The organism is Deinococcus sp. YIM 77859 (assembly GCF_000745175.1).
In the GTDB taxonomy this organism is placed as follows: Bacteria; Deinococcota; Deinococci; order Deinococcales; family Deinococcaceae; genus Deinococcus.
Map to the genome: position 1 here is coordinate 1,422,645 of NZ_JQNI01000002.1, position 20,376 is coordinate 1,443,020.

Below are 20,376 nucleotides of genomic sequence, written 5' to 3' on the forward strand. Positions count from 1 at the left end.
GCCCGTACAATCCCCCGTATGGCCGTTTTGGTGCAGGGGCAACAGGTGACTTTCTTTCCCCCGGCGGGCGCGGCAGCGCTTGTAGGCGACTTCACGGACTGGCGCAAAAAGCCGCCGCTGCCGGTGCGCCCGAGCGAGCCCCTCACGCTCACGCTGCCGCGCGGCGCCTGGGTGGAATACGCCTGGCTTGACGCGGCAGGCGAGGCGTTCGCGGACCCGGAGAACCCGCAGCGTTCCCTGAACCCGTGGTGGCCGTACCCGCGGGCGGTGGTGGTCGGCGAGTACGCGCGGCACCCGCTGTGGCTGCGGCCCGACGCCACACACAAAGGCACGGCGCACCGCCTGTCCTGGGAAGGGACCGTCTTTCCCGGCACCCGCCGCGTGATCGTCTATACCCCGCACGGGCACGACCACAGCCGGCCCACACCGGTGTACTACGTGCAGGACGGCGTGGCCTTTTACCGCACGGGCAAGCTGGGCGAGGTGATGGACCGGGCGGTAGAGGCGGGCCTGGCTACAGGCGCGGTGCTGGTGTTTGTGGAACCGGGTGACCGCAGCACCGAGTATTACCTCAATGACCGGTACCTGGACTTTCTGCGCGAGGAGGTTTTCCCCCGCGTGGAGGGCGAGCACGTGACCGTAGGCGAGCGGGGGCTGTGGGGGGCTTCGCTGGGTGGTCTGATCTCGCTGTTCCTGGGAAGCCGCCATCCGGAGCTGTTCTCGCGGGTGGTCAGCCACTCCGGAGCCTTGATTGCTCGGCCCGGCGCCCAGGACCCGGACGGCAGCGTGAACACGACCACGGCGGGCGAGTGGCTGCGCGAGCAGCTCGAGGCGGCCCCCCCACGGCACCTGAGGGTGAGCCTGGACACGGGCACGCTGGAATGGCTGACCGCCCCCAACCGCCGTATGGCCGCCGCCCTGGCCGACGGAGGGGTCGCCCACCAGTACCGTGAGTACCCCAGCGGCCACAACTGGGTGACGTGGCGCGAGGCGCTGCCCGAGGCCTTTCTGTACCTGCAGGGGCTCTGACGCGAATGTAGGGTTCGAGGACGAACCCGAGCGAAGGGGCCCCAAACAACACACCGCAGGCTCCGCTGTTCCCGCATGCCATCTCACCCGCTCCCCCTGACCAAGCGGCACAATTCCCTCCATGCGTGCCGCTCTCCTGACGGCGCTGCTCCTGATGGGCGGCGCAGAGGCCCTGACCATGACGTACCCGAATTCGACCACGGTGATTCACGAGCGCGCGAGCGACTGGGCGAGCGCGGAGCTGCGGGGTGTGACGCTGCGCGGTGACGCCCTGACCCTTGCCCCGGGCGCAACCAGCGGCACGCTGACGGGCCAGCCCGTCAAGGTTCCGGCGTTCGACGAACTCGTGCCGTCGTGGAACGCCGTGACTCCGGGCAAGGGTAGCGTCACGGTGGAAGTGCGGACGCGAACCGGCGGGGACTGGAGCCGCTGGTTTTCTTTTGGAACCTGGCAGAGCGGCGCGGGCCGCAGCAGCCTGAACGGACAAAAGGACGTCACGGGGCAAGTTCTGACCGACACGCTGCGTCTGAACGCCAAAGCCACCACGTACCAGTACCGGGTCACGCTGCGCGGCGCGGGCACAAGTGTTCGCCTGCTGGCCTTGAACACCGCGGACCGCGCGCAACGTATGGCTGGGCTGGGACAACCGGGAAACCGAGCGGCCTGGGGCAAGCTGGTGAATGTGCCTCAGCGGTCGCAGATGCTCTACGCAGGCGGCGGCGAGGTCTGGTGCAGCCCTACCAGCGTCGCCATGATCCTCGCGGCATACGGCGTGAACGTGCCGGTCCCGCAGGCGGCGGAGGGCACCTTTGACCGGGCCTACGGCGGCACGGGCAACTGGCCCTTTAACACCGCCTATGCCGGAGCGCACGGCCTGCGCGCTTTTCTCACACGCCTTCCCAGCCTCGCAGAAGCCGAGCGGTATACGGCGGCGGGGGTTCCTCTCGCCGTCAGCCTGGGCTGGAAAAAAGGCGAACTGCCCGGCGCGCCCCTCACCGCCAGTGACGGACACCTGATGGTCCTCGTTGGCTTCGACGCCCAAGGGAACCCCGTTCTGAATGACCCTGCGGCGCCCACCGACGCGGCTGTGCGCCGCACCTATCCCCGCGCGGCCTTTGAACGGCAGTGGCTCTCGCACAGCGGCGGCTTGAGCTACGTCATCGCGCCGCCCAACAAGGCGCTGCCCTAGAACATGCCAACACGACACACCCGGATGGGGGCGTTTGCTCGTCCCCCACTTGGGTGTGTTGCCCGCCCGGAGGCGTGCCTACAGTGAACCCATGACCGTCCGCATCGTGCGTCTCGGCGAGCAGCGCCGGGAAGAAGGCATCGCCCTGGTGGTGGTCCTGCTCTTTACGGCCATCATCCTGGCCATCGTCGTGAGTACTACCGCTACCCTCGCTCTCGGCGCACGCGGCGGCGGGGTAAACGAGCGGGCGGCGTACCAGGCGCTGCTGGCGGCGGAGAGCGGGCTGAATACCTTTGAAGTTCGGTTCAAGGCCAAGACGGACAGTCTGCCCCGCAACCAGAGGCTACGCGGCAGCGTGACTCCGGAGCAGATCAACGCCTGGCTCGAGGTCCACGAGCTTGGTAGCTACACGGCAGGGACGGGACAGCAAGCCACCCTCAGTTTTGAGAGCAAGGGCAGCGACGGGACGCTAAGCCTGGTGGCTCAGGGCACCTCGGATACAGCCAGGAAAATTGTCCTCCAAAACTACCACCTTGACTACGTCCCGGCTTACAACATCCGTGCGGATGCGCCCCTGGTCTCTTACCCGAATGTCGACGTGAAGGGTGGGGCACGCATCGAGGGTGAAAATGGCCTGAATTCCTCCGGTACCGTCCTTGTTGCCCAGGTGGACCAACCCGGCGGCGTCACCATCGCCGCCTCTCTCACAGCACCGACCTTCACCGTCCGTGTCTCCTCCGTTCTGGGCAATGCTGACCCTCTTCTTGCCGCCGGAGATTATATAAAGATGGGGTCTCTCACCTATAAGGTTCAGGGCGTACAGGGCAATGAGGCTACTATCAAGACTTTAACGGACAATTTTCCCGCCACGACAATCGTCAATCGTACTAATATCGAGCGGATTGACTCTGCCGTTACCGCCCCCTTTACCCAGACACTTCATCAAAGCAGCACGGTTAATGTTTCCGATCCTACCTTCTTCATAACCGGTTCCGAGGTGTTTCTAGGGGGGATGAAGGGACAGGTCGAAAGCGTGGACAATAGCGCCAAGACCATTTCGGTTAAGTGGACCGAAAAAACCAGCGCCTTGGGTCCGAGCACAACAACGATAGCAGAAGGCACGCCCATCCGACGCGACGTTCATGGCGTCGCTTCTGGCTACAGGGTTGACGGACAATCCCAGGTCACCAACGGTGTCTCTCAGAATGACCTGCGACTGCGCAACCTGAATCCTTTCAATCCTGCGGCTGATACAGAGACAACCGACCTGTTTACACACACCTTCGGCCAGACCAAAAACGAGATGCTGAATGTCAGCCCCTACCAAGGCTGGCTCACCCCCGTCAGCAGCTTCGACGGCAACGTCAGCGGCCTTACCCTTGTTAACGGCAACATCAATCTCAACGGCCGACAAGATCTATGTGGCAGCGGCGTCCTGATCGTTAAGGGAAACCTGACCGTAAACGGCACCTGTAATGAAGGCTTTCGAGGCATCGTCTATGTGATGGGGGACTACAATCAGCAGGGGAATTCCGCGATTAAGGGAGCCGTTATTGCGGAAGGAGCCACCGAGGTCGTGTACGGCACCGAGTGTGTGCCCAACCCGAGCAGCGGCACCGGGAGTGGTCCCGGCAACTCCTGCGATACCCAGGTTGCCGGCACCGGCCAAGGCAACGGCAAGATCGTCTATGACCGGGGAGCCCTGCTGGAAGCCGGATCACTCCTCTCGCCCCTCACCTTTACAGCCGTCCCCGGTACCTGGAGGCAGCGTTGAAGCGCCAGGGCTTTACCCTCACCGAGCTGCTGACCGTCATGGCCATCATCGGCATTCTGATCGCGGTTGGCATCGCGCACTATGCCCGTTGGCGTGCCAGTTCTGCTGTGCTGCAAGGCGCGCAGGAGTTCGGGCAGGCAGTGGCGGCCACCCGTACAGGAGCCAAACGGGCAAATGCCTGCTGGCAGATTTCGCTCGTCTCGACCGCTGCCAGCAACACTCAGTATCAGGTGAAGGAATACAGCGGTCCCATCTGCTCGACCACCGCCGGGACACTGATCAGAACCCGGACGTACACCCTGCCGCCGGGCACGACCCTGACCTTGAGTACTGGCGCCAGTTCCATGAACTTTACGCCGCCCTACGGAACGACGGACGGCGCTCCGGATACCTTTGTGGTCAGGTGGGCGGCCAACACTGACCTCGCGCGCACCGTCCGGGTAACCAGCATCTTCGGCAAGGTGATCATCAAATGAATAAGAGGCAGCAGGGCCTGACCCTCATTGAAGTGCTGGTGGCCATCACGATCTTTGCCATCGTGTCTGTTGCCGTCTTAGCGATGTTCCCGACCATCTTTAAACTCAATAGCCAAACACGGGCCGATCAGGCGGTGACCATCGGGGCCAAACAGTATCTGGAGGGTATCCGGTCCAGCTTTTCCACCACGGTCAGCTTCGATGCAGCGGCGACAGCCTCCCTGCCTGCCGCCCCGTCTGGCAGCAGCGTGAACAGCTACAGCTGTGAGCGTACGGTAACGAATGTGCAGACCAGTTCCACCGGAACCGTCATCATCAAGCGGGTTACCCTGACCTGCACCCATACCAGCCAGCCCACGCGGACCTTCATCCTAGACTTCGGGAGGCCGTCGTGAAGCGCCGGGACGCAGGCCTCACGTTGGTGGAACTATTGGTGGCGATGGCCATCATCGGCATTGTCTTTGCCCTCGTCACCAACTGGCAGACTTCCACCCTCAGCATCTCCACGCGGACCAATGCCCTGTCGCAGCGCCTGAGCGAGCTGAACGACGTGACCGGGTACGTGGGGGACCGGGTACGGTCGGCTCTGGCTGTTCGCACAAGCGGCTTCACGGTCAACGCCGCTTCGGCTCCCAACAGCGGGCTGTGCGACACCGTAACGCCTTGCCTGGCTGTTCTTGTCCCGGTTGAAGAGGCGGAGGTCAGCGGTTCAGCGGTGGTGTACAAGCAGTCTTTTCTCCAGCTGATCTACCGCATGGAGCCCCGTTCGACATGGCCGGCCACGGATGAAGATAAAGTCCCCGACAGCTGGGCTGACAACGCGGCCAACAACGTCATGATCCTGCGGGAGTATTACGCCCGTTGTACGGTGACCACCACGAACGACTGTTCCGCCTTCAAAACCGCCTTCAGCACCACCACGGCTTTCAGCGGGATGAACCGCTATCTGGTCTCCGATTACCTCACGTCCGTTGATTCGTCGGGCAGCGCGATCACACCCTTCACCTACAGTTACGATGCGACAAAGCATGTCGGCATGGTCACGTTGAAGTTTCAGGGCAAGCAGCAGGTACGCGGCACGACCTCTTTCACGCCCCCCACCGGCCCCTACACCCTGACCGTGCAGGCCCGCAACGTGGAGTAACCCGCTCCCCCATGTTCTTTCCCACCCCCTGCCCGGCCTGTGCACGTGAGGTACGCGTGGAGTTCGCTGACAGCGCCGTCCACGACGTGACTTGCCCACGGTGTGGAACGCGGTTTTGTGTGTTTGTGCGCAAGCACAAGTTCGAGGTGCTGTTCGACCTGGGGACCAAGGCGCTGATGGACGGCTACGCGCGGGAGGCAGTGGCGAGTTTCGCGGCGGCACTCGAACGCTTTTTCGAGTTTTACGTCAGGGCGTACGCGCTGGAGCGGGCCGCTGGGGCAGAGGAAGACTTCGGGGCGGCCCTGGCGATACTGGAGGACACCTGGCGGCACGTGGCCAGTCAGTCCGAGCGGCAGCTCGGCATGATGGCGCTGGCGTACCTGCTGCGCGAGGGACGTGCACCGGACTTTCTCACCCCCAAAGCCCTCGGCACAGACTTCCGCAACCGGGTGATTCACCGCGGGTATCTGCCGCGCCGCGAGGAGGTGGACGCCTATGCGGCGCGGGTGTTTGCCCTGATTGACCGGCTGCTGACCGAACTGGGGGAGGGAGCGGCTCACGCCGAACTCGCGCAGGAAGAGGCGTTTGCGGCCCACCTCGCAGCGCTGCCTGCGGGCGTGACGGCGGTCTTCGAGGAGCATCCGGGCATGTTCCGGGCGCGGCGCTTTGGCGGGCCACCAGGAGACAAGGCGGTCCCGCCCGGAAAGGCCGCTGTGCCCCTCAACGACGCGCAGGCTTTTGCGCGGGCACTGGCCGAGCGGGGGCCAGGGCTGGACGTGTTCAAACGCCAGCGCTCCGGCTAGACTGCGCCATGACCGCCGAAAACACGGAGAACGAGAGACAGACGCGGCAACGGCTGGTGCGCGTCGCGCGCGGGCTGGAAGACGCCGACCTGCTCGTGCGCGGAGCCCAGGTGGTTCAACCGGCGACTCGGGAGGTGTTTGAGGCAGACGTGCTGGTTGCGGGGGGCCGGGTGGCAGCGCTCGTCGGCGCGGGCTCGGGCGTGCGGGCGGCGCGGACGGTGGAGGCACGTAGGGCTTATCTGGTGCCCGGCTTTATGGACGCGCACGTGCACATCGAGTCCAGCCTGCTAACGCCCGCGCGGTTTGCGGAGGCGGTGCTGCCACGGGGCACGACAGCGGTGGTAGCCGAGCCCCACGAGGTCGTCAACGTGCTGGGCCCACGCGGGCTGCGGTGGATGCTGGAGGCCGGGGCAAGGTCCGGCCTGCGGGTCTTCGGCTCGGTACCGTCCTCGGTGCCCGCCAGTCCCTTCGAGCAGGGGGGCGCAGAGCTGGACGCGGCCCAGGTGACGGCCGCGCTGCGCCTGCCGGGCGTGCTGGGGTTGGCAGAACTGATGAATTACCCCGCGGTGCTCAACCTGGAGGCAACCGCGTGGGACGTGCTCGCGGCAGGCTGGGGCGGGCGCATGGACGGCCACGCCGCAGGTGTGTCGGGCCGCGACCTGCAGGCCTATGCGGCCGCCGGTCCCCACTCCGACCATGAGGCCACCACGCCGCAGGAGGCCCGCGAACGCCTGCGCGCTGGGCTGTGGCTGATGGTGCGTGAGGGCTCGGCGGCCAAAAACCTGCAAGCCCTGCTGCCCGTGCTGCGCGAACGCCCCCGCCGCGCCATGCTCGTCAGTGATGACGTCAGCGTGGACGAGCTGCTGGAACTCGGCCACCTCGACCGGCTGCTGCGTGCCTGCGTCGCGGGCGGCCTACACCCCGCCGACGCGGTTGCACTCGTGACCTGTCATCCCGCCGAGTACTGGGGGCTACACGACCTCGGGCTGGTCGCGCCGGGCTACCGCGCCGACTTCGTGCTGCTGCACGACCTCAGGGGGTTCGAGGTGCTGGAGACGTTCGTGGGCGGCACCGAGGCGCAGGCGGGAAGCGAGACGCCCCCCCTCCCAGGCGGCGGCGTGACGCTGGGGCCGAGCTGGGAAACGGCGACCTTTGACGTCCCCGCCCACTGGCCGGTGATGGAGGTGTGCCCGGACCAGATCACCACCGGGGTCGGTGCGCCGGGGTCAGGAGACGCGCGGCTGGTCGTGGCCGACCGCTACGGGCGGGGGGAGCACGCCGCCTGCTGGACCTCCGGCACGGGCCTGACCGGGGGAGCGCTGGCCATCAGCATCCTGCACGACGCGCACAATGTCGCGGTGCTGGGCGGCACCGACACCGACATTCGCGCCGCAGGCCGGGCGCTGGAGGCGCTGGGGGGCGGTGTGGTCGTCGTCTCCGGAGGCGAGGTGCGCGCGAGCCTGCCCCTCCCCTACGCGGGTCTGATGAGCGACCGGCCCCCCCGGGAGGTCGCGGCGGGACTCGCGAAGGTGACGGCGGCGGCGCGGCTTCTCGGCTGCACCCTCCCCTACCCGGTCACCACCCTGAGTTTTCTGGGCCTCTCGGTGATTCCAGCGCTAAAGCTCACGCCGCGCGGCCTGCTGGACGTGCTTGCCTGGCGACTTCTGCCGCGCGAAACGGCGCGGGCGGAGGGCTGACCATGCCGGAGCTCACCGAACATCAGGTGGTGGTCAACGGCGTGCGCCTGCACTACGTGGCGGCAGGACCGCGGGACGGGCCGCCCGCGGTGCTGCTGCACGGCTTTCCGGAGTTCTGGCGGGCCTGGGAGCGGCAGATTGGGCCGCTGGCACGTGCGGGCTTCCGGGTGGTTGTACCGGACCTGCGCGGCTACAACCTCAGCGAGAAGCCGCCGGGCGTGGCGGCGTACCGGGTTGGCCGCCTGCAGGCGGACGTGGCTGCGCTGATCCACGCGCTGGGGTACGGGCGCGCGCACGTCGTGGGGCACGACTGGGGCGGCATCATCGCCTGGGCACTCGCGGTCCGGCAGCCGGAGGTGGTGGACCGGCTGGTGATCCTGAACGCGCCGCATCCGGCGGCTGTCCGGCGCGTCTTCCGCAAACCCGCCCAGTGGTTCCGGTCCTGGTACATCTTCTTTTTCCAGCTTCCGTGGCTGCCCGAGCGGTTCCTGCGGCGTTTCGGCCGGTGGGCGCTGCGGGGCACGAATCCCGCCGCGTACACGGAGGAGGACCGCCGCCTATACGAGGAGGCGTGGGCGCAGCCGGGAGCCGCTACCGGGATGATCAACTACTACCGTGCCCTGTTCCGCTTTCGGAGGGAGGGACAGGACCCGCTGGTGCGGGTGCCCACGCTGGTCCTGTGGGGGGAGCGGGATGTGGCGCTGCTCCCCGAACTGGCCAGTGGGCTGGAACGCTGGGTGCCGGACGTGCGGGTGATCCGCTTTCCCCGCGCGAGCCACTGGATCATGCGTGACGAACCCGTGCGGGTCAACAATCTCCTGATGGAGTTCCTGTCCACCTGAAGGGCTTTCCGTGCCATCCTCGGCGTATGGTCGAGATCATGGTCGAGGGCTACGGGGTCATCAGGGCGCAGGAGGGTGAGCGGCTGGTGCTGGCGCTGGAGCGCGGTGGGGTGGATCTCCTGCACCGCTGCGGTGGCCAGGCCCGCTGCACGACCTGCCGCGTGCAGTTTCTAGAGGGCGAGCCGGACGCCATGACGGTGGCCGAGTACGACAAGCTCACCGAAAAAGGGCTGTTGGGTCAGGCCCGGCTCTCCTGTCAGATCGAATGCGCGCAGGGGATGGCGCTCACGCCCCTTCAGACAAGACGCTCCACCGGGCTTGAGCCCGGCAAGACTCCTGCCGAGAGCATCGAACCCGAGCCGGTGTGGACCACGCGGCCCGGCGCCTCGACAGAGGGCTAGTCCTCTTGTTTCCGGAGGGACTGGGGTGCCCTCGTCTTGCCGTCTGCGCCCGGCAGCTACTCCCCGCTTCTCTTGCGCTCACCCAAGGGATCGGTGGTCGCCGGTGTCCAGGTGTCGCGGGAACAGCGCGGGCAGGGTGGCAGCGGCTCCAGGGGCGGCGGGGCCGTGAGGAGAACCGCGCCGCAGTGGGTGCAGGCAACCGGCCCCGCAACCAGGGCTCCGGCCAGCACGGAGGGCGGCGGTTCCAAGTCCCAAGGCGGCACAATCGGTAAGCCCGGCGGGGCGTTCTGCACCTGGAGAAAGACGCTGAGGTTGCCGTCTTGCTCGAAATACACCCGCTGCACCTCACCGAGCTGCCGAACGCCCTCGACGCGCAGACGCTCAAAAAGATCCTCTCGGCTGAGGTTGGCCAGGTGCAGGGCCTGGGGAAACAGCATGCCGTCACGCACAAGCTCTACCGGCAGGCCCTCGATAAAGGTTTCAACGCGCTCATTGCGAATCACCAAGAACGATAAAAAGCGCTGAAGGCCCACCACCAGCCCCAGCACCAGCATGGCGTGCAGCAGCGGCACCTCCGGGTAAAACAGCGGATCACCCGCCGCCGAACCCAGCGCGATCACGATGGCGAGCTCAAGGGGGCTGAGCTGCGCCAGGCCCCGCTTGCCGGTCACCCGCAGCAAAAACACCAGCCACAGGAAGATCACCGCCGTGCGAAAGACGATCTCCAGCAGAAACAGCGGCGGTGTGTCCCCCAGGAACATCCGCTCCAGCTCGAACGGTACGACCTCCGCGCCGCTCAAGGTTCTCCTTGGGGCCGAGGGACGTCCGGTTCTCTCCACCCCAGGGCGGCCAACACCCGCGGCCGGTCCCAGTGGATCAGCCGTGAAAGCTCGGCCAGCGTTTCCTCGAATTCAGGCGTCCCCGGCACACCCTCCCGCAGCTGCCGCCACAGGGCGTTGCGCCGCCTAAGAAACTCACTCGAAGGCATCTCGCGCTCTTGTTCGGGCCGCTCGCCGCCTCAGCGGTAGCGCGCCACGTCCCGCAGGTGTGCGGCGTAATCGTGGTTGACGTAGATGTTGCCGTCCAGACCGTGCAGAAAATACAGGGCGTCACGGCCGTCGGGCAGCTTGCGCTCGGCGTTCAGCACGCTCAGGAGGGCCGCTTGACCGGGGTTGTTGATCGGCCCGGCGGGCAGGCCCTGGCGGGTGTAGGTGTTGTAGGGCGTGTCCTTGGTAAAGTCGCCAGCACTGCGGTCGAGTTCGGGGAGGTCTTTGCCCAGGCCGTAGGCTACGGTTGGATCGCTTCCCAGCGCGATGCCGTCCCGCAGGCGATTCAAAAACACCCCGGCGATGATGGGCATCTCCCCGTCGTTGGCGGCTTCGGCCTGCACCATGCTGGCCAGGATCACCCAGTCACGCACGCTCAGACCGAGGTCCTTGGCCTTGGCGACGTTTTCTGGGGTGAATTCGGCGTTCATGCGCTCCACCATCTCCTGTACGGCCGCTCTGGCCGACTCGCCCACCCGAAACTCGTAGGTGGCAGGAAAGACAAAGCCTTCCAGGTTCTGCTGCTGGCCAGCCGCGTAGGGGCTGAGGCTGGAATCGTTGAGGGCCGCCCTGACGCCCGCCGCGTCGAAGCCGGCCTTGGCGAGAATGGGGGGAATGTCCTTGATGCGCCAGCCTTCGGGAATGGTCGCGTTCACCGTGGGAATGCGCGCCGGCCCCGCCAGCTTGTCGGCCACCTGGTAGACGTTCATCTCGCCGGTGAGGTCGTACAGCCCTTCCTTGAGGCTTCCCGCCGTGCCGTTTTGCCGCATCACAAAGCGCAGCACATCCGCATTTTTCACAATTCCGCGCTCTTCTAGCGTCCGGGCCACCCGCCGGAGCGTATCCCCCGGTTTGACCTCCAGGGTGTAGGGCGCGCCCCCGGCAGGCTGCGTGAGGCTGCGCAGATACCAAAAGGCCGCCAGCGCTGCCAGCAGCAACACCAGCAGCAGCCCGAGCAGCAGTTTGAGCCAGAGGGGAGCTCCTCTGCCCTGCAGCCGGGTCACGCGCGCCCCCCAGCGGCCAGGAAGGGTGCAAGGCGGGCCTGAAGGTCAGCGTCGGCGGGTGGCCGCGCCCCAAAGCGCGACACCACCCAGCCGCCAATCTGCACCGCCAGCTGCGCGGCGTAGGCGGCGTCCCCATGCCTGAGCCACCCGGCCAGAAAGGCTCCCCCAAAGGCGTCACCCGCGCCGGTCGCGTCGATCAGCCGGTCGGACGTGGCCGGAAGGTGGGTGCGGGGCTGTGTGGGACCTTCCAGCAGGGCGCCGTCCTCGTCGAGCTTGAGCACGACCAGCGCCTGCGGATAGCGGCCTCGCAACCAGGCCAGGGCCCGCGCCGGCTCCGCCTCGCCACTCATCGCGCGCGCTTCGTCGGCATTGGGAAAGATCAGGTCGAAGGGGATGTCATCGACGATACTGAGGAAAGTTTCGCGGCCCAGCTGCTGAATCATCTGAAAGCTCCCGGGATCAAGACTGAGGGTGGCTCCGGCCACCTTGGCGAGGCGCGCCGCTTCCAGCGCAGCGGCGCGCGGCGGATCACGAAAGAGGCTCCAGGCCGTGAGATGCAGGTGCCGGGCCGTCTGCAGCACCTCACGCGGCAGCTCCTCCGGCAGCAGCTCCCAGTCGGCCCCCTGCCCGGTCAACATCGCGCGCTGGCCCCGGCGGTCAATCAGCGCGAGAACCACGCCGGTTGGGTGCACGTCACTCAGGGTGAGGACCGTCTGCACGCCCTCGGCCTGCAACTCGGCGGTGGCCAGCGCCCCAAAGCGGTCACGGCCGATCTTGCCCACGAAGGTCGCGGGGGCCCCGGCGCGGCGAGCCCAGACCGCCAGGTTTGCGGCGGACCCGCCCCCAGAGAGTTCTAGGCGTCCGGTGGTGTCCCCACCCGGCAGCAGCAGGGTGTCGGGTTTGGCCAGCACGTCCCAGGCCAGGTCGCCCAGCGACACAAGAGGTTTGCCTTCCGTCATGCGCGTCACGCAGCATACAGGGCGCGGGGGAGGACCGTCTCCCCCCACGGCCTACCCCCGGGCAGGTCAGGAGCCTAGTGGGCCTCCAGATCACCCGGCGGCCACCGGCTCGCCTGCACCGCGCCCAGGGCCAGCAGGGTCGCTCCCACGTCCAGGCCGCCGCTGAGGCCATAGACCAGCCGGTCTGCCAGGGTGGGCACCGTGCTGAACCCAGCGATGGGCACCAGATTGAAGACGGTCATCGCCAGGCTCAGCGCGGCAGCCAGGTTGAGCCAGTCGGCGAGGCGGCGGCGACCGGCCAGATCAGCGGGGTGAGGAGCCAGGCGGGCCAGGGTGCCGTAGACGGCATTGCTCGTCAGAATTGCAGCGCCCCAGACCGTCAAGAGCGCCGTGAGGGCCACCGGGTTCGCCTCTGGGGCAGCGCCCGCCAACACACTCAAGAACGTCAGAAACCACAGCACCAGCCGGTAGGCGGTGAGCCAGGGAAACAAGAAACGCAGCGCCCTCAACGTTCCGTCGGTGGGCGCGGCGGCCTGCCCCAGGGTGAAGCGCCCCAGCAGCGCCGTCCAGCACCCCAACACCAGCCCCGCCAGCAGCGCCTCGACCGCGTTGAGCCAGGCACTCTCCGAGAAGCTGGCGCTCTGCAGCGCGTAGACGGCCACGCCGAACGTCACCGCCACCTGCACCCACAGGGCCAGGAGTGCGGCCAAGCGCCAGCGAGCGGGCGTCATGGGCCCTCACAGCCCCAGCTTCGCCTGAAGCCGCTCGCGCACGACCTCGGGCTTGGCCTTGCCGCCCGTCGCCTTCATCACCGGGCCGAAGAGGGCATTCAGGGCCTTGGCGTTTCCGGCGCGAACCTTGTCCACCGTAGCCGGATCGGCGGCCATCGCGGCGTCGATGGCGGCATCGATCGCAGCGGTATCGGTCACGACAGTGAGGCCGCGCTCGCGCACCAGGGCCTCTGGATCCTGTCCGGTCATCACGTCGGGGAGGAGGTCCTTGGCGACACGGCCGCTGATCGTGCCCGCGTCGATCAGGCGCACCAGCGCGGCAAGATGCGCCGGCTTGAGGTCCGAGTGCGCGATGCTGATGTCCTGCGCAGCGAGCAACCCGGCCACGTCGGTCAGCAGCCAGTTGGCGAGCTTCTGAGCGTCCGGAGCGGGCTGGGCCGCAAGCGCCTCGTCATAGAAGCGGGAGAGAGAGACATTCAGGCTGAGGGTCTGTGCGTCCCCCTCGCGCACGCCCGCCGCCACGTAGCGTGCCCGCTTCTGCGCGGGGAGTTCGGGCATCCGCGCCCGCACGCGCCTGATCCAGTCCGGTGTGATCTCCAGGGGCGGCAGATCGGGTTCGGGGAAGTAGCGGTAGTCCGCCTCGCCCTCCTTGGTGCGCATCACAAAGGTCTTCTGGCCGCCCTCGTCCCAGCCCAGCGTGTCCTGGGTGACCACGCCGCCCGCGGCCAGCACGCGCGTCTGCCGCGCCGTCTCGTAGGCGATGGCCCGCTCCACGCTGCGAAAGGAGTTGAGGTTCTTGACCTCCACCTTGGTGCCCCACGGCTCGCCGGGCCGGTGAACGCTGAGGTTGACGTCACAGCGCATCTTGCCCTCCTCGGGCGTCGCGTCAGACACGCCGAGGGCCTGCGCGATCGCCTGCACCGCCTCCAAAAAGGCACGGGCCTGCTCGGGCGACGTGATATCCGCTTCGGTCACCATCTCGATGAGGGGCGACCCGGCTCGGTTGAGGTCGAGCAGGCTGTAGGGCGCGTAGGCCGGGTGGATGAGTTTCCCCGCGTCGTCCTCGAGGTGAGCCCGCTTGATCCGCACCCGTCCGCCCGCCACGTCGAGGTACCCGTTCCGCGCAATCGGGCGGTCGTACTGCGAGAGCTGGAAATTCTTGGGGGCGTCGGGATAAAAGTAATTTTTGCGGTGAAACTGGGTCCAGCCCGACACGTCGCAGCTCAGCGCGAGGCCGAACATCAGCGCGAGGTCCACCGCCTCGCGGTTGAGGGTGGGCAGCGTGCCGGGCAGCCCCAGGGTGAGGGGGTCGGTGTAGGTGTTCGGCTCGGCCCCGTGATAGTCGGCGGGACAGGCGCTAAAGAGCTTGGAGCGCGTCCGCAGTTGCAGGTGGACTTCCAGCCCGATGACGGCACGGTACATGGGGGGCAGGATAGCGCGGGGGTGGGGAGGAGACGACCAGGCAACTTCTGCCCTCCGGGGCGCGTACCCTCAGGCATGAGCGAACTGAAGGGACGCATCGGCGGCACGGTTCACGGCTACGACCTGCACGCGCGGTGGGACGGCGAGCATCTGCGCGGACGCATCGGCGGGAGAATCCAGGGCAAGGACCTTCAGCTCACGCTGCACGCGGGGGACGTGGACGGGCGCGTGGGGGGCACCTTCGCCGGGTTCGACGCAGAAGGGGACGTGACGCCACAGCGTGTGGACGTGCGCCTGGGGGGACGGGTGGACGGAGACGACATTCACCTCACCCTGGATGGCAGGCGCGTGACCGGGCGTTTCTCCGGGCGAATCAGCGGCAAGGACGTGGACCTGCGCCTAGACGGGAGACGGCTCACAGGGCGAATCGGAGGCGTCTTCGAGGGCAAGGACGTGCACCTGGACACCGGGGACGTGCCGCCCGAACTGGCCGCGCTGGCCGCCGTCTGTGCCTACAAGGTGCTGGAGGAGGACGAGACGGCGGCCGCGAGCAGTGCCGCCCCGTCCTCCTAAGCCGGCCCACCTTCTCCAGCCGGCCGCACATTCCCGCGCCTCCCGGCGTGCTACGTTCCGCGCACCATGACAGCCGTACAGGGACAGGTGAGGGCCAGGACGCTCGGAGAACTCCTTCAGACGCCGGACTACGCGGGCCGCACGCCCTTTGACGGCCAGGTGCGGACCGTACAGGACGAGGTGCGTGACAACCTGACGCGCAAGCTGCGCAGCGGCGAAAAGTTATTCCCCGGCGTCGTGGGCTACGACGACACCGTGATTCCGCAGCTCGTCAACGCGCTGCTGGCCCGCCAGAACTTCATCCTGCTGGGGCTGCGCGGGCAGGCCAAGAGCCGCATTCTGCGCGCGATCACTGGCCTCCTCGACGAGTACGTGCCGGTGATCGACGGGGTGGATATGCCTGACGATCCCCTCAACCCCATCGGGGCCGAGGGCCGCGCGATGCTGGAAGCGCACGGTCTAGACCTGCCCATCCGCTGGCTGCCCCGCGAGGACCGCTACGTCGAGAAGCTCGCCACGCCCGACGTGACGGTGGCGGACCTGATCGGGGACGTGGACCCCATCAAGGCGGCTCGCCTAGGGACCTCCCTGAGTGACACCCGCTCGATGCACTTCGGGCTGCTGCCGCGTGCCAACCGCGGCATCTTCGCGGTCAACGAGCTTGCGGACCTCGCGCCCAAGGTGCAGGTGGCCTTATTTAACATCCTCCAGGAGGGGGACGTGCAGATCAAAGGCTATCCCATCCGGCTGGAACTGGACGTGATGCTGGTCTTTTCGGCCAACCCCGAGGACTACACCGCGCGCGGCAAGATCGTCACGCCGCTCAAAGACCGCATCGGCTCCGAGATTCGCACCCACTACCCGCAAGACGTGCGCCTCGGCATGGACATCACTGCGCAGGAGGCGGTGCGGGCCCCTGAGGTGGCGGTCCCCGACTTTATCGCCGAACTGATTGAGGAGATTGCCTTTCAGGCCCGCGAGGACGCCCGCGTGGACAAGCTGAGTGGCGTTTCGCAGCGCCTTCCCATCAGCCTGATGGAACTCGCGGCGGCCAATGCCGAGCGCCGAGCGCTGGTGGCGGGTGACCCCCCGGTGGTGCGTGTCAGCGACGTGTACGCGGGCCTTCCGGCCATCACCGGCAAGCTTGAACTGGAGTACGAAGGTGAACTGAAGGGCGCCGACAACGTGGCCCGCGACGTGATCCGCAAGGCCGCCGGGGCCGTGTATGCCCGGCGCTGCGCCAGTGCCGATACCCGCGAGTTGGAGAAGTGGTTTGAGGCGGGCAACGTCTTCCGCTTTCCGCAGGCTGGAGACGCCGCCAGCGCGCTCAGGGCCGCGCGGCAGGTGCCTGGCCTCAGCGACCTTGCCGCCCAGGTGGCGAGCAGCAGTGACGACGCGACGCGGGTGAGCGCCGCCGAGTTCATTCTCGAAGGTCTCTACGGCCGCCGCAAGCTCTCACGCGCCGAGGAAACGTACGCCGCGCCGGAACCCGAAGTGCGCCAGCAGCGCGGGGGACGCTGGAACTAGAGGGCAGCCGGCTTCCAGCCAAAGAAAGCGTTCGCCGAAGCCTGAGCGAACGCTTCTTCTTGTCCTTGCTGGAAGCTGGCCCCTCAATACAGCTTCCCCAGCACCTCGTCTTTCATCACGAAGCTGTGTTCTTTGCCTGGAAAGGCGCGGGCACGCACCTCGGCGGCGTAGGCGGCGATGGCCTCGCGGGCTTCACGGCCCAGTTCGGCGTAGCGCTTGGCCAGTTTTTTCTCCTCGCCCTCATAGAGGCCCAAGAGGTCGTGATACACCAGAACTTGCCCCCGGCAGTGCACCCCGGCGCCGATTCCGATGGTGGGCACGTGCAGCCGCTCGGTGATCAGGCGAGCAAGGCGAGCTGGAATGGCCTCCAGCACCACGCCAAAGGCCCCGGCGGCCTCCAGCGCCAGCGCGCCTTCCAGGGTACGGCGGGCACTCGCCTCGTCCCGGCCCTGCACCCGCAGTCCCCCCTGGGCCGTAGCCGTCTGCGGCATCAGGCCCACGTGACCCATCACGGGAATGCCGTTGCGAGCGAGCACCTCCACAACCTCCAGCACCTCGGGCGTGGCGCCTTCCAGCTTCAGGGCGTCGGCCCCGGTCTGCTGAATCACCCGAACGGCGCTGCGCATCGCGTCGGTCACGCCGGTGTGGTAGGTGCCAAAGGGCAGGTCCACGACCAGGAACGTCTGCGGCGCTCCCCGGCGCACCGCTCGGGCGTGATGAATCATGTCGTCCAGGGTGACCGGTGCAGTCGAGTCGTAGCCCAGCACCACGTTTCCCAGGCTGTCACCCACCAAAATCAAGTCGACCCCGGCAGCCTCGGCATGCCGCGCCCCGGGGTAATCGTAGGCGGTGACCATCACCAGCGGTTCCTGCGCGCTCTGGAGGTCGGGGACAGTGCGTTTCATGCAGGCAAGCTACCAGGTTGCGGCGGTCAGCACACCGGAGCCAAGTGCCGGGAAGCGGCGCCCCTACCCGTGGATCACCTCGCCCCAGCGCCCCAACACCAGGTAGATGATCCAGCCAGTCACCGCCACATACAGCCACACCGGAACGGTCCAGCGAACCCAGGCGCGGTGCCGGTTGAAGTAGGTGCGGGCGGGCGGCTGGCCGATGCTCTCCAGGTTGCCCGCCGCCCGCAACCCCTTCCAGGCATTCCAAAGGGCACCCAGCGCCAGCGGAAGGTTTACCGCCGCGAGGATGATGTGGCTGATCAGCAGGAAGTAGTAGGCACCGCGCCACTCCGCCGGGCCCACATACCGCTTCTCGTACCCCAAGCCCAGACGCGTCAGGTACAGCACCAGGAAGAGGGTGGCCAGCCCACTGGCAAGCAGCATCGCGCGCATGTGCGCCTCGCGGTTTCCCCGCCGAATCAAGAAGACGCCGACCAGCAGGGTGAGGCCGCTGAGAACGATGGTGATGACCGCCCACTGGTTGATGATCGCCGCCACGGGTGGATTGTAGACGGCAGGAGCCGGGGCGAGTGTCCGTAGGGCTGGGCAGGGGACAATCTTCAGCCTTCCGGCCTGCCTAGAATGCAGGAACGAAGCTGACCCCCTAGGCGGTCGGAAGGACGGTGAAGTGAAGTGATGCGGACTCCGCTGAAACGGTTGACGTGGAACCCTGGATATCCGGCGCGGAGGTCAGGGAAGCGAACGGAATCCGTATGAGGAGTGTCTGGACGGTGCCCCGCTCCTCAGCGGGGAGCTGGCTGCCCCGGCTGGCCTGGGGGGCCCTTGCGTACAACGTGCTGGTGATCCTGTGGGGAGCCGTGGTGCGAATCACCGGCGCTGGGGCGGGGTGCGGCGACCACTGGCCGCTGTGTAACGGTGTGGTGGTCCCGCAAAGCCCGCAGCTCCACACGGTCATCGAGTTCAGCCACCGCCTGACCAGCGGGGCAAGTGGCCTGCTGGCGCTCGCGCTGATCGCCCTGGCTTTTCTCACCACCCCGAGGGGCCACGCGGCACGCCTGGGCGCGGTTCTGAGCTTTCTGCTGATCCTGGCCGAAGGTCTGGTGGGCGGCGTTCAGGTCCTGCTGGGTCTGACCGCCGATTCGACCGACCCGGCCCGCGGCTTGGTGCAGGGCGTACATCTGGCCAATACCTTCCTGCTGCTCGGCGCGCTGCTCCTCACGGCGCTGTGGGCCTCGGGGCGCCCGGTGCTGCGGCTGCGGAGGCAGGGGCGCGTGCTGGGCCTGATCGTGCTGGGCCTGGGGCTAACCCTGCTGCTGGGCATGGCAGGCGCCGTCACGGCGTTGGGCGACCTGCTGTTCGCTCCGGCTCCGGGCACGCCGCTGGACACGGTGCGGCGCGACTTCGGCGCTACAGCGACCCTGATCGAGAACCTGCGCGTCATTCACCCCCTGCTGGCGGTCCTGACCAGCGTGTACCTGATCTGGATGGTGGGGGTGCTGCGCCGCCTGCGGCCGTCTCCCGGTGTGCACCGCTGGGGCCCGGCGCTGGTTGGCGTGATTGGCGTGCAGATGCTGGCGGGCTTTGTGAATGTGGCCCTCAAGGCCCCGGCGTGGATGCAGCTCACCCACCTGCTGCTGGCGTGCATTATGTGGCTCGTGGCGGTGCTGCTCAGCTATGAAGCCCTCACGGCGCTGCGCCGCGGTCATACCGCCCTCCGAACGGGAGGAGCCGCATGACCGTGGACCGCATGACGCCGCCGAGCGCCCCCAGCCCGGCGTACCCCGAGCGGGCCACCTGGCGCGACTACCTGGCCCTGACCAAGCCCAAAGTCATCAGCCTGCTGCTGTGGACCACCGTCACGGCGATGTTTATGGCGGCCCGCGGCTGGCCAGGGCTGTGGCTTCTTGTCGTGGTGTCGTTGGCGGGCTACATGTCGGCCGGGTCGGCGGGCGTCTTTAACATGATCATCGACCGCGACATCGACCTGAAGATGAAGCGCACAGCGGCGCGCCCGACCTCCAGCGGCCTGATCTCCACCCGTGACGCAGCTCTTTTCGGAACGGCCCTGCAGGTCCTGTCCTTTGTGCTGCTGTGGGTGTGGGCCACGCCGCTCGCCGCCTGGATGAGCCTGGCAGGCTTCCTCACCTATGTGGTCGTGTACACCCTGTGGCTCAAGCGCACCACCTGGCACAACATCGTGCTGGGAGGCGCTGCCGGATGCTTCCCGCCGCTTGTGGGCTGGGCGGCGGTCACCGGCAACCTCAACCTCTTCGCCTGGTTCCTCTTTGCGATCATCTTCTTCTGGACACCGGTGCACTTCTGGGCGCTTGCCCTGATGATCAAGGAGGAGTACCGCGAGGTCGGAGTTCCCATGCTGCCCGTCGTGCACGGTGACCGGCTGACCGTCGCGCAGATCGGCCTCTATGCCATCTACACGGTGGTGCTGTCGGTGATGCCGGTGTTTCTGGGAGAGGTCAGCTGGCTCTACTTTCTGTCGGCCCTCGCGCTGGGCTGGCCCCTGCTTCAGCGGTCGTGGGCACTCTACCGCCACGTGATGGCCGGGCGGCAGGTCGAGCGGCGGGTCGCGGTGCCGCTCTACCTCTACTCCATGCTCTACCTCGCGCTGCTGTTTGTGGCTGGAGCCGTGGACCGGGCGCTGCTGGCGTGAGGGCCCTTGCCCGCCGCCAAAACCGAGCCGCTCCCCAAAAGCAGATGAGGACACTTGCCCGGCACCCCATCTGCTCTCATGCTAAAGATGCCTGACCGATCGGTCGAACGCACGTGAAGACGCGCGCAGCAGGGCGGCGCTGGGGGGCGCAAAACTCCAGGCAACGCTTTAGACTGGGAG

22 protein-coding genes are annotated in these 20,376 nt (G+C 67.2%); 14 read left to right on the plus strand and 8 right to left on the minus strand.

The window, feature by feature from the left end; translation table 11 throughout:
* Nucleotides 1-18 precede the first annotated feature (18 nt).
* The 10 genes from EI73_RS07040 to EI73_RS07085 all read left to right on the plus strand — a co-directional run bounded on the left by EI73_RS07040 (nt 19) and on the right by EI73_RS07085 (nt 9,355).
* Nucleotides 19-1,029, plus strand: a complete 1,011-nt coding sequence (locus EI73_RS07040) for an esterase family protein (RefSeq protein ID WP_034385469.1) — start codon at nt 19-21, stop codon at nt 1,027-1,029.
* Between the two features lie 121 nt (nt 1,030-1,150).
* Nucleotides 1,151-2,218: a peptidase C39 family protein gene (locus tag EI73_RS07045; RefSeq protein WP_034385471.1), complete on the plus strand. Its 1,068-nt coding sequence runs from the start codon at nt 1,151-1,153 to the stop codon at nt 2,216-2,218.
* A 91-nt stretch (nt 2,219-2,309) separates the two neighbouring features.
* Nucleotides 2,310-3,992 carry a pilus assembly PilX N-terminal domain-containing protein gene (locus tag EI73_RS07050; RefSeq protein ID WP_034385473.1) on the plus strand — a complete coding sequence of 561 codons (1,683 nt, stop codon included), beginning with the start codon at nt 2,310-2,312 and terminating at the stop codon, nt 3,990-3,992.
* Entirely contained in the window at nt 3,989-4,468 is a 480-nt protein-coding gene (locus EI73_RS07055; protein ID WP_034385475.1) for a Tfp pilus assembly protein FimT/FimU, read from the plus strand. Before EI73_RS07050 ends, EI73_RS07055 begins: the two co-directional genes overlap by 4 nt.
* Nucleotides 4,465-4,863, plus strand: coding sequence for a prepilin-type N-terminal cleavage/methylation domain-containing protein (locus EI73_RS07060; RefSeq protein ID WP_034385477.1), 399 nt, complete (start codon nt 4,465-4,467; stop codon nt 4,861-4,863). The genes EI73_RS07055 and EI73_RS07060 overlap by 4 nt, the downstream gene beginning before the upstream one ends.
* Nucleotides 4,860-5,612: a type II secretion system protein J gene (locus EI73_RS07065; protein ID WP_034385480.1), complete on the plus strand. Its 753-nt coding sequence runs from the start codon at nt 4,860-4,862 to the stop codon at nt 5,610-5,612. The genes EI73_RS07060 and EI73_RS07065 overlap by 4 nt, the downstream gene beginning before the upstream one ends.
* An 11-nt stretch (nt 5,613-5,623) precedes the next feature.
* Nucleotides 5,624-6,415, plus strand: coding sequence for a hypothetical protein (locus EI73_RS07070; RefSeq protein ID WP_034385482.1), 792 nt, complete (start codon nt 5,624-5,626; stop codon nt 6,413-6,415).
* Nucleotides 6,416-6,423: 8 nt separating this feature from the next.
* Nucleotides 6,424-8,112, plus strand: coding sequence for an adenine deaminase (locus tag EI73_RS07075; RefSeq protein ID WP_034385483.1), 1,689 nt, complete (start codon nt 6,424-6,426; stop codon nt 8,110-8,112).
* 2 nt (nt 8,113-8,114) lie between these two features.
* Nucleotides 8,115-8,954 carry an alpha/beta fold hydrolase gene (locus EI73_RS07080; RefSeq protein WP_051935439.1) on the plus strand — a complete coding sequence of 280 codons (840 nt, stop codon included), beginning with the start codon at nt 8,115-8,117 and terminating at the stop codon, nt 8,952-8,954.
* A 26-nt stretch (nt 8,955-8,980) separates the two neighbouring features.
* Complete coding sequence (locus EI73_RS07085; RefSeq protein ID WP_034385486.1) at nt 8,981-9,355, plus strand: 2Fe-2S iron-sulfur cluster-binding protein; 375 nt, start codon at nt 8,981-8,983, stop codon at nt 9,353-9,355.
* Nucleotides 9,356-9,411: 56 nt separating this feature from the next.
* Here the strand turns inward: EI73_RS07085 and EI73_RS07090 are convergent, their stop codons facing one another.
* The 6 genes from EI73_RS07090 to gatB all read right to left on the minus strand — a co-directional run bounded on the left by EI73_RS07090 (nt 9,412) and on the right by gatB (nt 14,517).
* Entirely contained in the window at nt 9,412-10,155 is a 744-nt protein-coding gene (locus EI73_RS07090; RefSeq protein WP_034385489.1) for a DUF421 domain-containing protein, read from the minus strand.
* The gene (locus EI73_RS15900) at nt 10,152-10,343 is read right to left on the minus strand and encodes a hypothetical protein (protein WP_081908979.1); all 192 of its coding nucleotides are present in this window, start codon (nt 10,341-10,343) and stop codon (nt 10,152-10,154) included. The genes EI73_RS07090 and EI73_RS15900 overlap by 4 nt, the downstream gene beginning before the upstream one ends.
* Nucleotides 10,344-10,373: 30 nt before the next feature.
* Nucleotides 10,374-11,405, minus strand: a complete 1,032-nt coding sequence (mltG, locus tag EI73_RS07095; protein ID WP_034385491.1) for an endolytic transglycosylase MltG — start codon at nt 11,403-11,405, stop codon at nt 10,374-10,376.
* On the minus strand, nt 11,402-12,364 hold the full coding sequence (locus EI73_RS07100; protein WP_034387882.1) for a carbohydrate kinase family protein: 963 nt from the start codon (nt 12,362-12,364) through the stop codon (nt 11,402-11,404). Before EI73_RS07100 ends, mltG begins: the two co-directional genes overlap by 4 nt.
* A gap of 74 nt (nt 12,365-12,438) precedes the next feature.
* Nucleotides 12,439-13,095 carry a hypothetical protein gene (locus EI73_RS07105; RefSeq protein WP_034385494.1) on the minus strand — a complete coding sequence of 219 codons (657 nt, stop codon included), beginning with the start codon at nt 13,093-13,095 and terminating at the stop codon, nt 12,439-12,441.
* Between the two features lie 6 nt (nt 13,096-13,101).
* On the minus strand, nt 13,102-14,517 hold the full coding sequence (gatB, locus tag EI73_RS07110) for an Asp-tRNA(Asn)/Glu-tRNA(Gln) amidotransferase subunit GatB (RefSeq protein WP_034385496.1): 1,416 nt from the start codon (nt 14,515-14,517) through the stop codon (nt 13,102-13,104).
* 75 nt (nt 14,518-14,592) lie between these two features.
* Here gatB and EI73_RS07115 point away from each other — a divergent pair, with 75 nt between their 5' ends.
* On the plus strand, nt 14,593-15,090 hold the full coding sequence (locus EI73_RS07115) for a hypothetical protein (RefSeq protein ID WP_034385499.1): 498 nt from the start codon (nt 14,593-14,595) through the stop codon (nt 15,088-15,090).
* A 66-nt stretch (nt 15,091-15,156) separates the two neighbouring features.
* Nucleotides 15,157-16,617, plus strand: a complete 1,461-nt coding sequence (locus EI73_RS07120; protein WP_034385501.1) for an ATP-binding protein — start codon at nt 15,157-15,159, stop codon at nt 16,615-16,617.
* Between the two features lie 83 nt (nt 16,618-16,700).
* Here EI73_RS07120 and panB read toward each other — a convergent pair whose 3' ends face one another.
* Both panB and EI73_RS07130 read right to left on the minus strand, forming a co-directional pair.
* Nucleotides 16,701-17,522, minus strand: a complete 822-nt coding sequence (gene panB, locus EI73_RS07125; protein WP_034385504.1) for a 3-methyl-2-oxobutanoate hydroxymethyltransferase — start codon at nt 17,520-17,522, stop codon at nt 16,701-16,703.
* A 63-nt stretch (nt 17,523-17,585) separates the two neighbouring features.
* Nucleotides 17,586-18,065 (minus strand): DUF420 domain-containing protein, encoded by a 480-nt coding sequence (locus tag EI73_RS07130; protein ID WP_034385507.1) that lies wholly within the window; start codon nt 18,063-18,065, stop codon nt 17,586-17,588.
* A 215-nt stretch (nt 18,066-18,280) separates the two neighbouring features.
* Between EI73_RS07130 and EI73_RS07135 the strand changes: the two genes are divergently transcribed.
* Both EI73_RS07135 and EI73_RS07140 read left to right on the plus strand, forming a co-directional pair.
* A complete protein-coding gene (locus EI73_RS07135; protein ID WP_034385509.1) occupies nt 18,281-19,264 on the plus strand; it encodes a COX15/CtaA family protein in 984 nt (327 codons plus the stop codon).
* Entirely contained in the window at nt 19,261-20,196 is a 936-nt protein-coding gene (locus EI73_RS07140) for a heme o synthase (RefSeq protein ID WP_197050749.1), read from the plus strand. Before EI73_RS07135 ends, EI73_RS07140 begins: the two co-directional genes overlap by 4 nt.
* Nucleotides 20,197-20,376: the final 180 nt, after the last annotated feature.

Bases quoted from the DNA above. Each gene is read 5' to 3' on its own strand.
- EI73_RS07040 (WP_034385469.1), top strand. From the start codon at position 19: ATGGCCGTTTTGGTGCAGGGGCAACAGGTGACTTTCTTTCCCCCGGCG.
- EI73_RS07045 (WP_034385471.1), top strand. From the start codon at position 1,151: ATGCGTGCCGCTCTCCTGACGGCGCTGCTCCTGATGGGCGGCGCAGAG.
- EI73_RS07050 (WP_034385473.1), top strand. From the start codon at position 2,310: ATGACCGTCCGCATCGTGCGTCTCGGCGAGCAGCGCCGGGAAGAAGGC.
- EI73_RS07060 (WP_034385477.1), top strand. From the start codon at position 4,465: ATGAATAAGAGGCAGCAGGGCCTGACCCTCATTGAAGTGCTGGTGGCC.
- EI73_RS07070 (WP_034385482.1), top strand. From the start codon at position 5,624: ATGTTCTTTCCCACCCCCTGCCCGGCCTGTGCACGTGAGGTACGCGTG.
- EI73_RS07075 (WP_034385483.1), top strand. From the start codon at position 6,424: ATGACCGCCGAAAACACGGAGAACGAGAGACAGACGCGGCAACGGCTG.
- EI73_RS07080 (WP_051935439.1), top strand. From the start codon at position 8,115: ATGCCGGAGCTCACCGAACATCAGGTGGTGGTCAACGGCGTGCGCCTG.
- EI73_RS07085 (WP_034385486.1), top strand. From the start codon at position 8,981: ATGGTCGAGATCATGGTCGAGGGCTACGGGGTCATCAGGGCGCAGGAG.
- EI73_RS15900 (WP_081908979.1), bottom strand. From the start codon at position 10,343: ATGCCTTCGAGTGAGTTTCTTAGGCGGCGCAACGCCCTGTGGCGGCAG.
- EI73_RS07100 (WP_034387882.1), bottom strand. From the start codon at position 12,364: ATGACGGAAGGCAAACCTCTTGTGTCGCTGGGCGACCTGGCCTGGGAC.
- EI73_RS07105 (WP_034385494.1), bottom strand. From the start codon at position 13,095: ATGACGCCCGCTCGCTGGCGCTTGGCCGCACTCCTGGCCCTGTGGGTG.
- gatB (WP_034385496.1), bottom strand. From the start codon at position 14,517: ATGTACCGTGCCGTCATCGGGCTGGAAGTCCACCTGCAACTGCGGACG.
- EI73_RS07115 (WP_034385499.1), top strand. From the start codon at position 14,593: ATGAGCGAACTGAAGGGACGCATCGGCGGCACGGTTCACGGCTACGAC.
- EI73_RS07120 (WP_034385501.1), top strand. From the start codon at position 15,157: ATGACAGCCGTACAGGGACAGGTGAGGGCCAGGACGCTCGGAGAACTC.
- panB (WP_034385504.1), bottom strand. From the start codon at position 17,522: ATGAAACGCACTGTCCCCGACCTCCAGAGCGCGCAGGAACCGCTGGTG.
- EI73_RS07135 (WP_034385509.1), top strand. From the start codon at position 18,281: ATGAGGAGTGTCTGGACGGTGCCCCGCTCCTCAGCGGGGAGCTGGCTG.
- EI73_RS07140 (WP_197050749.1), top strand. From the start codon at position 19,261: ATGACCGTGGACCGCATGACGCCGCCGAGCGCCCCCAGCCCGGCGTAC.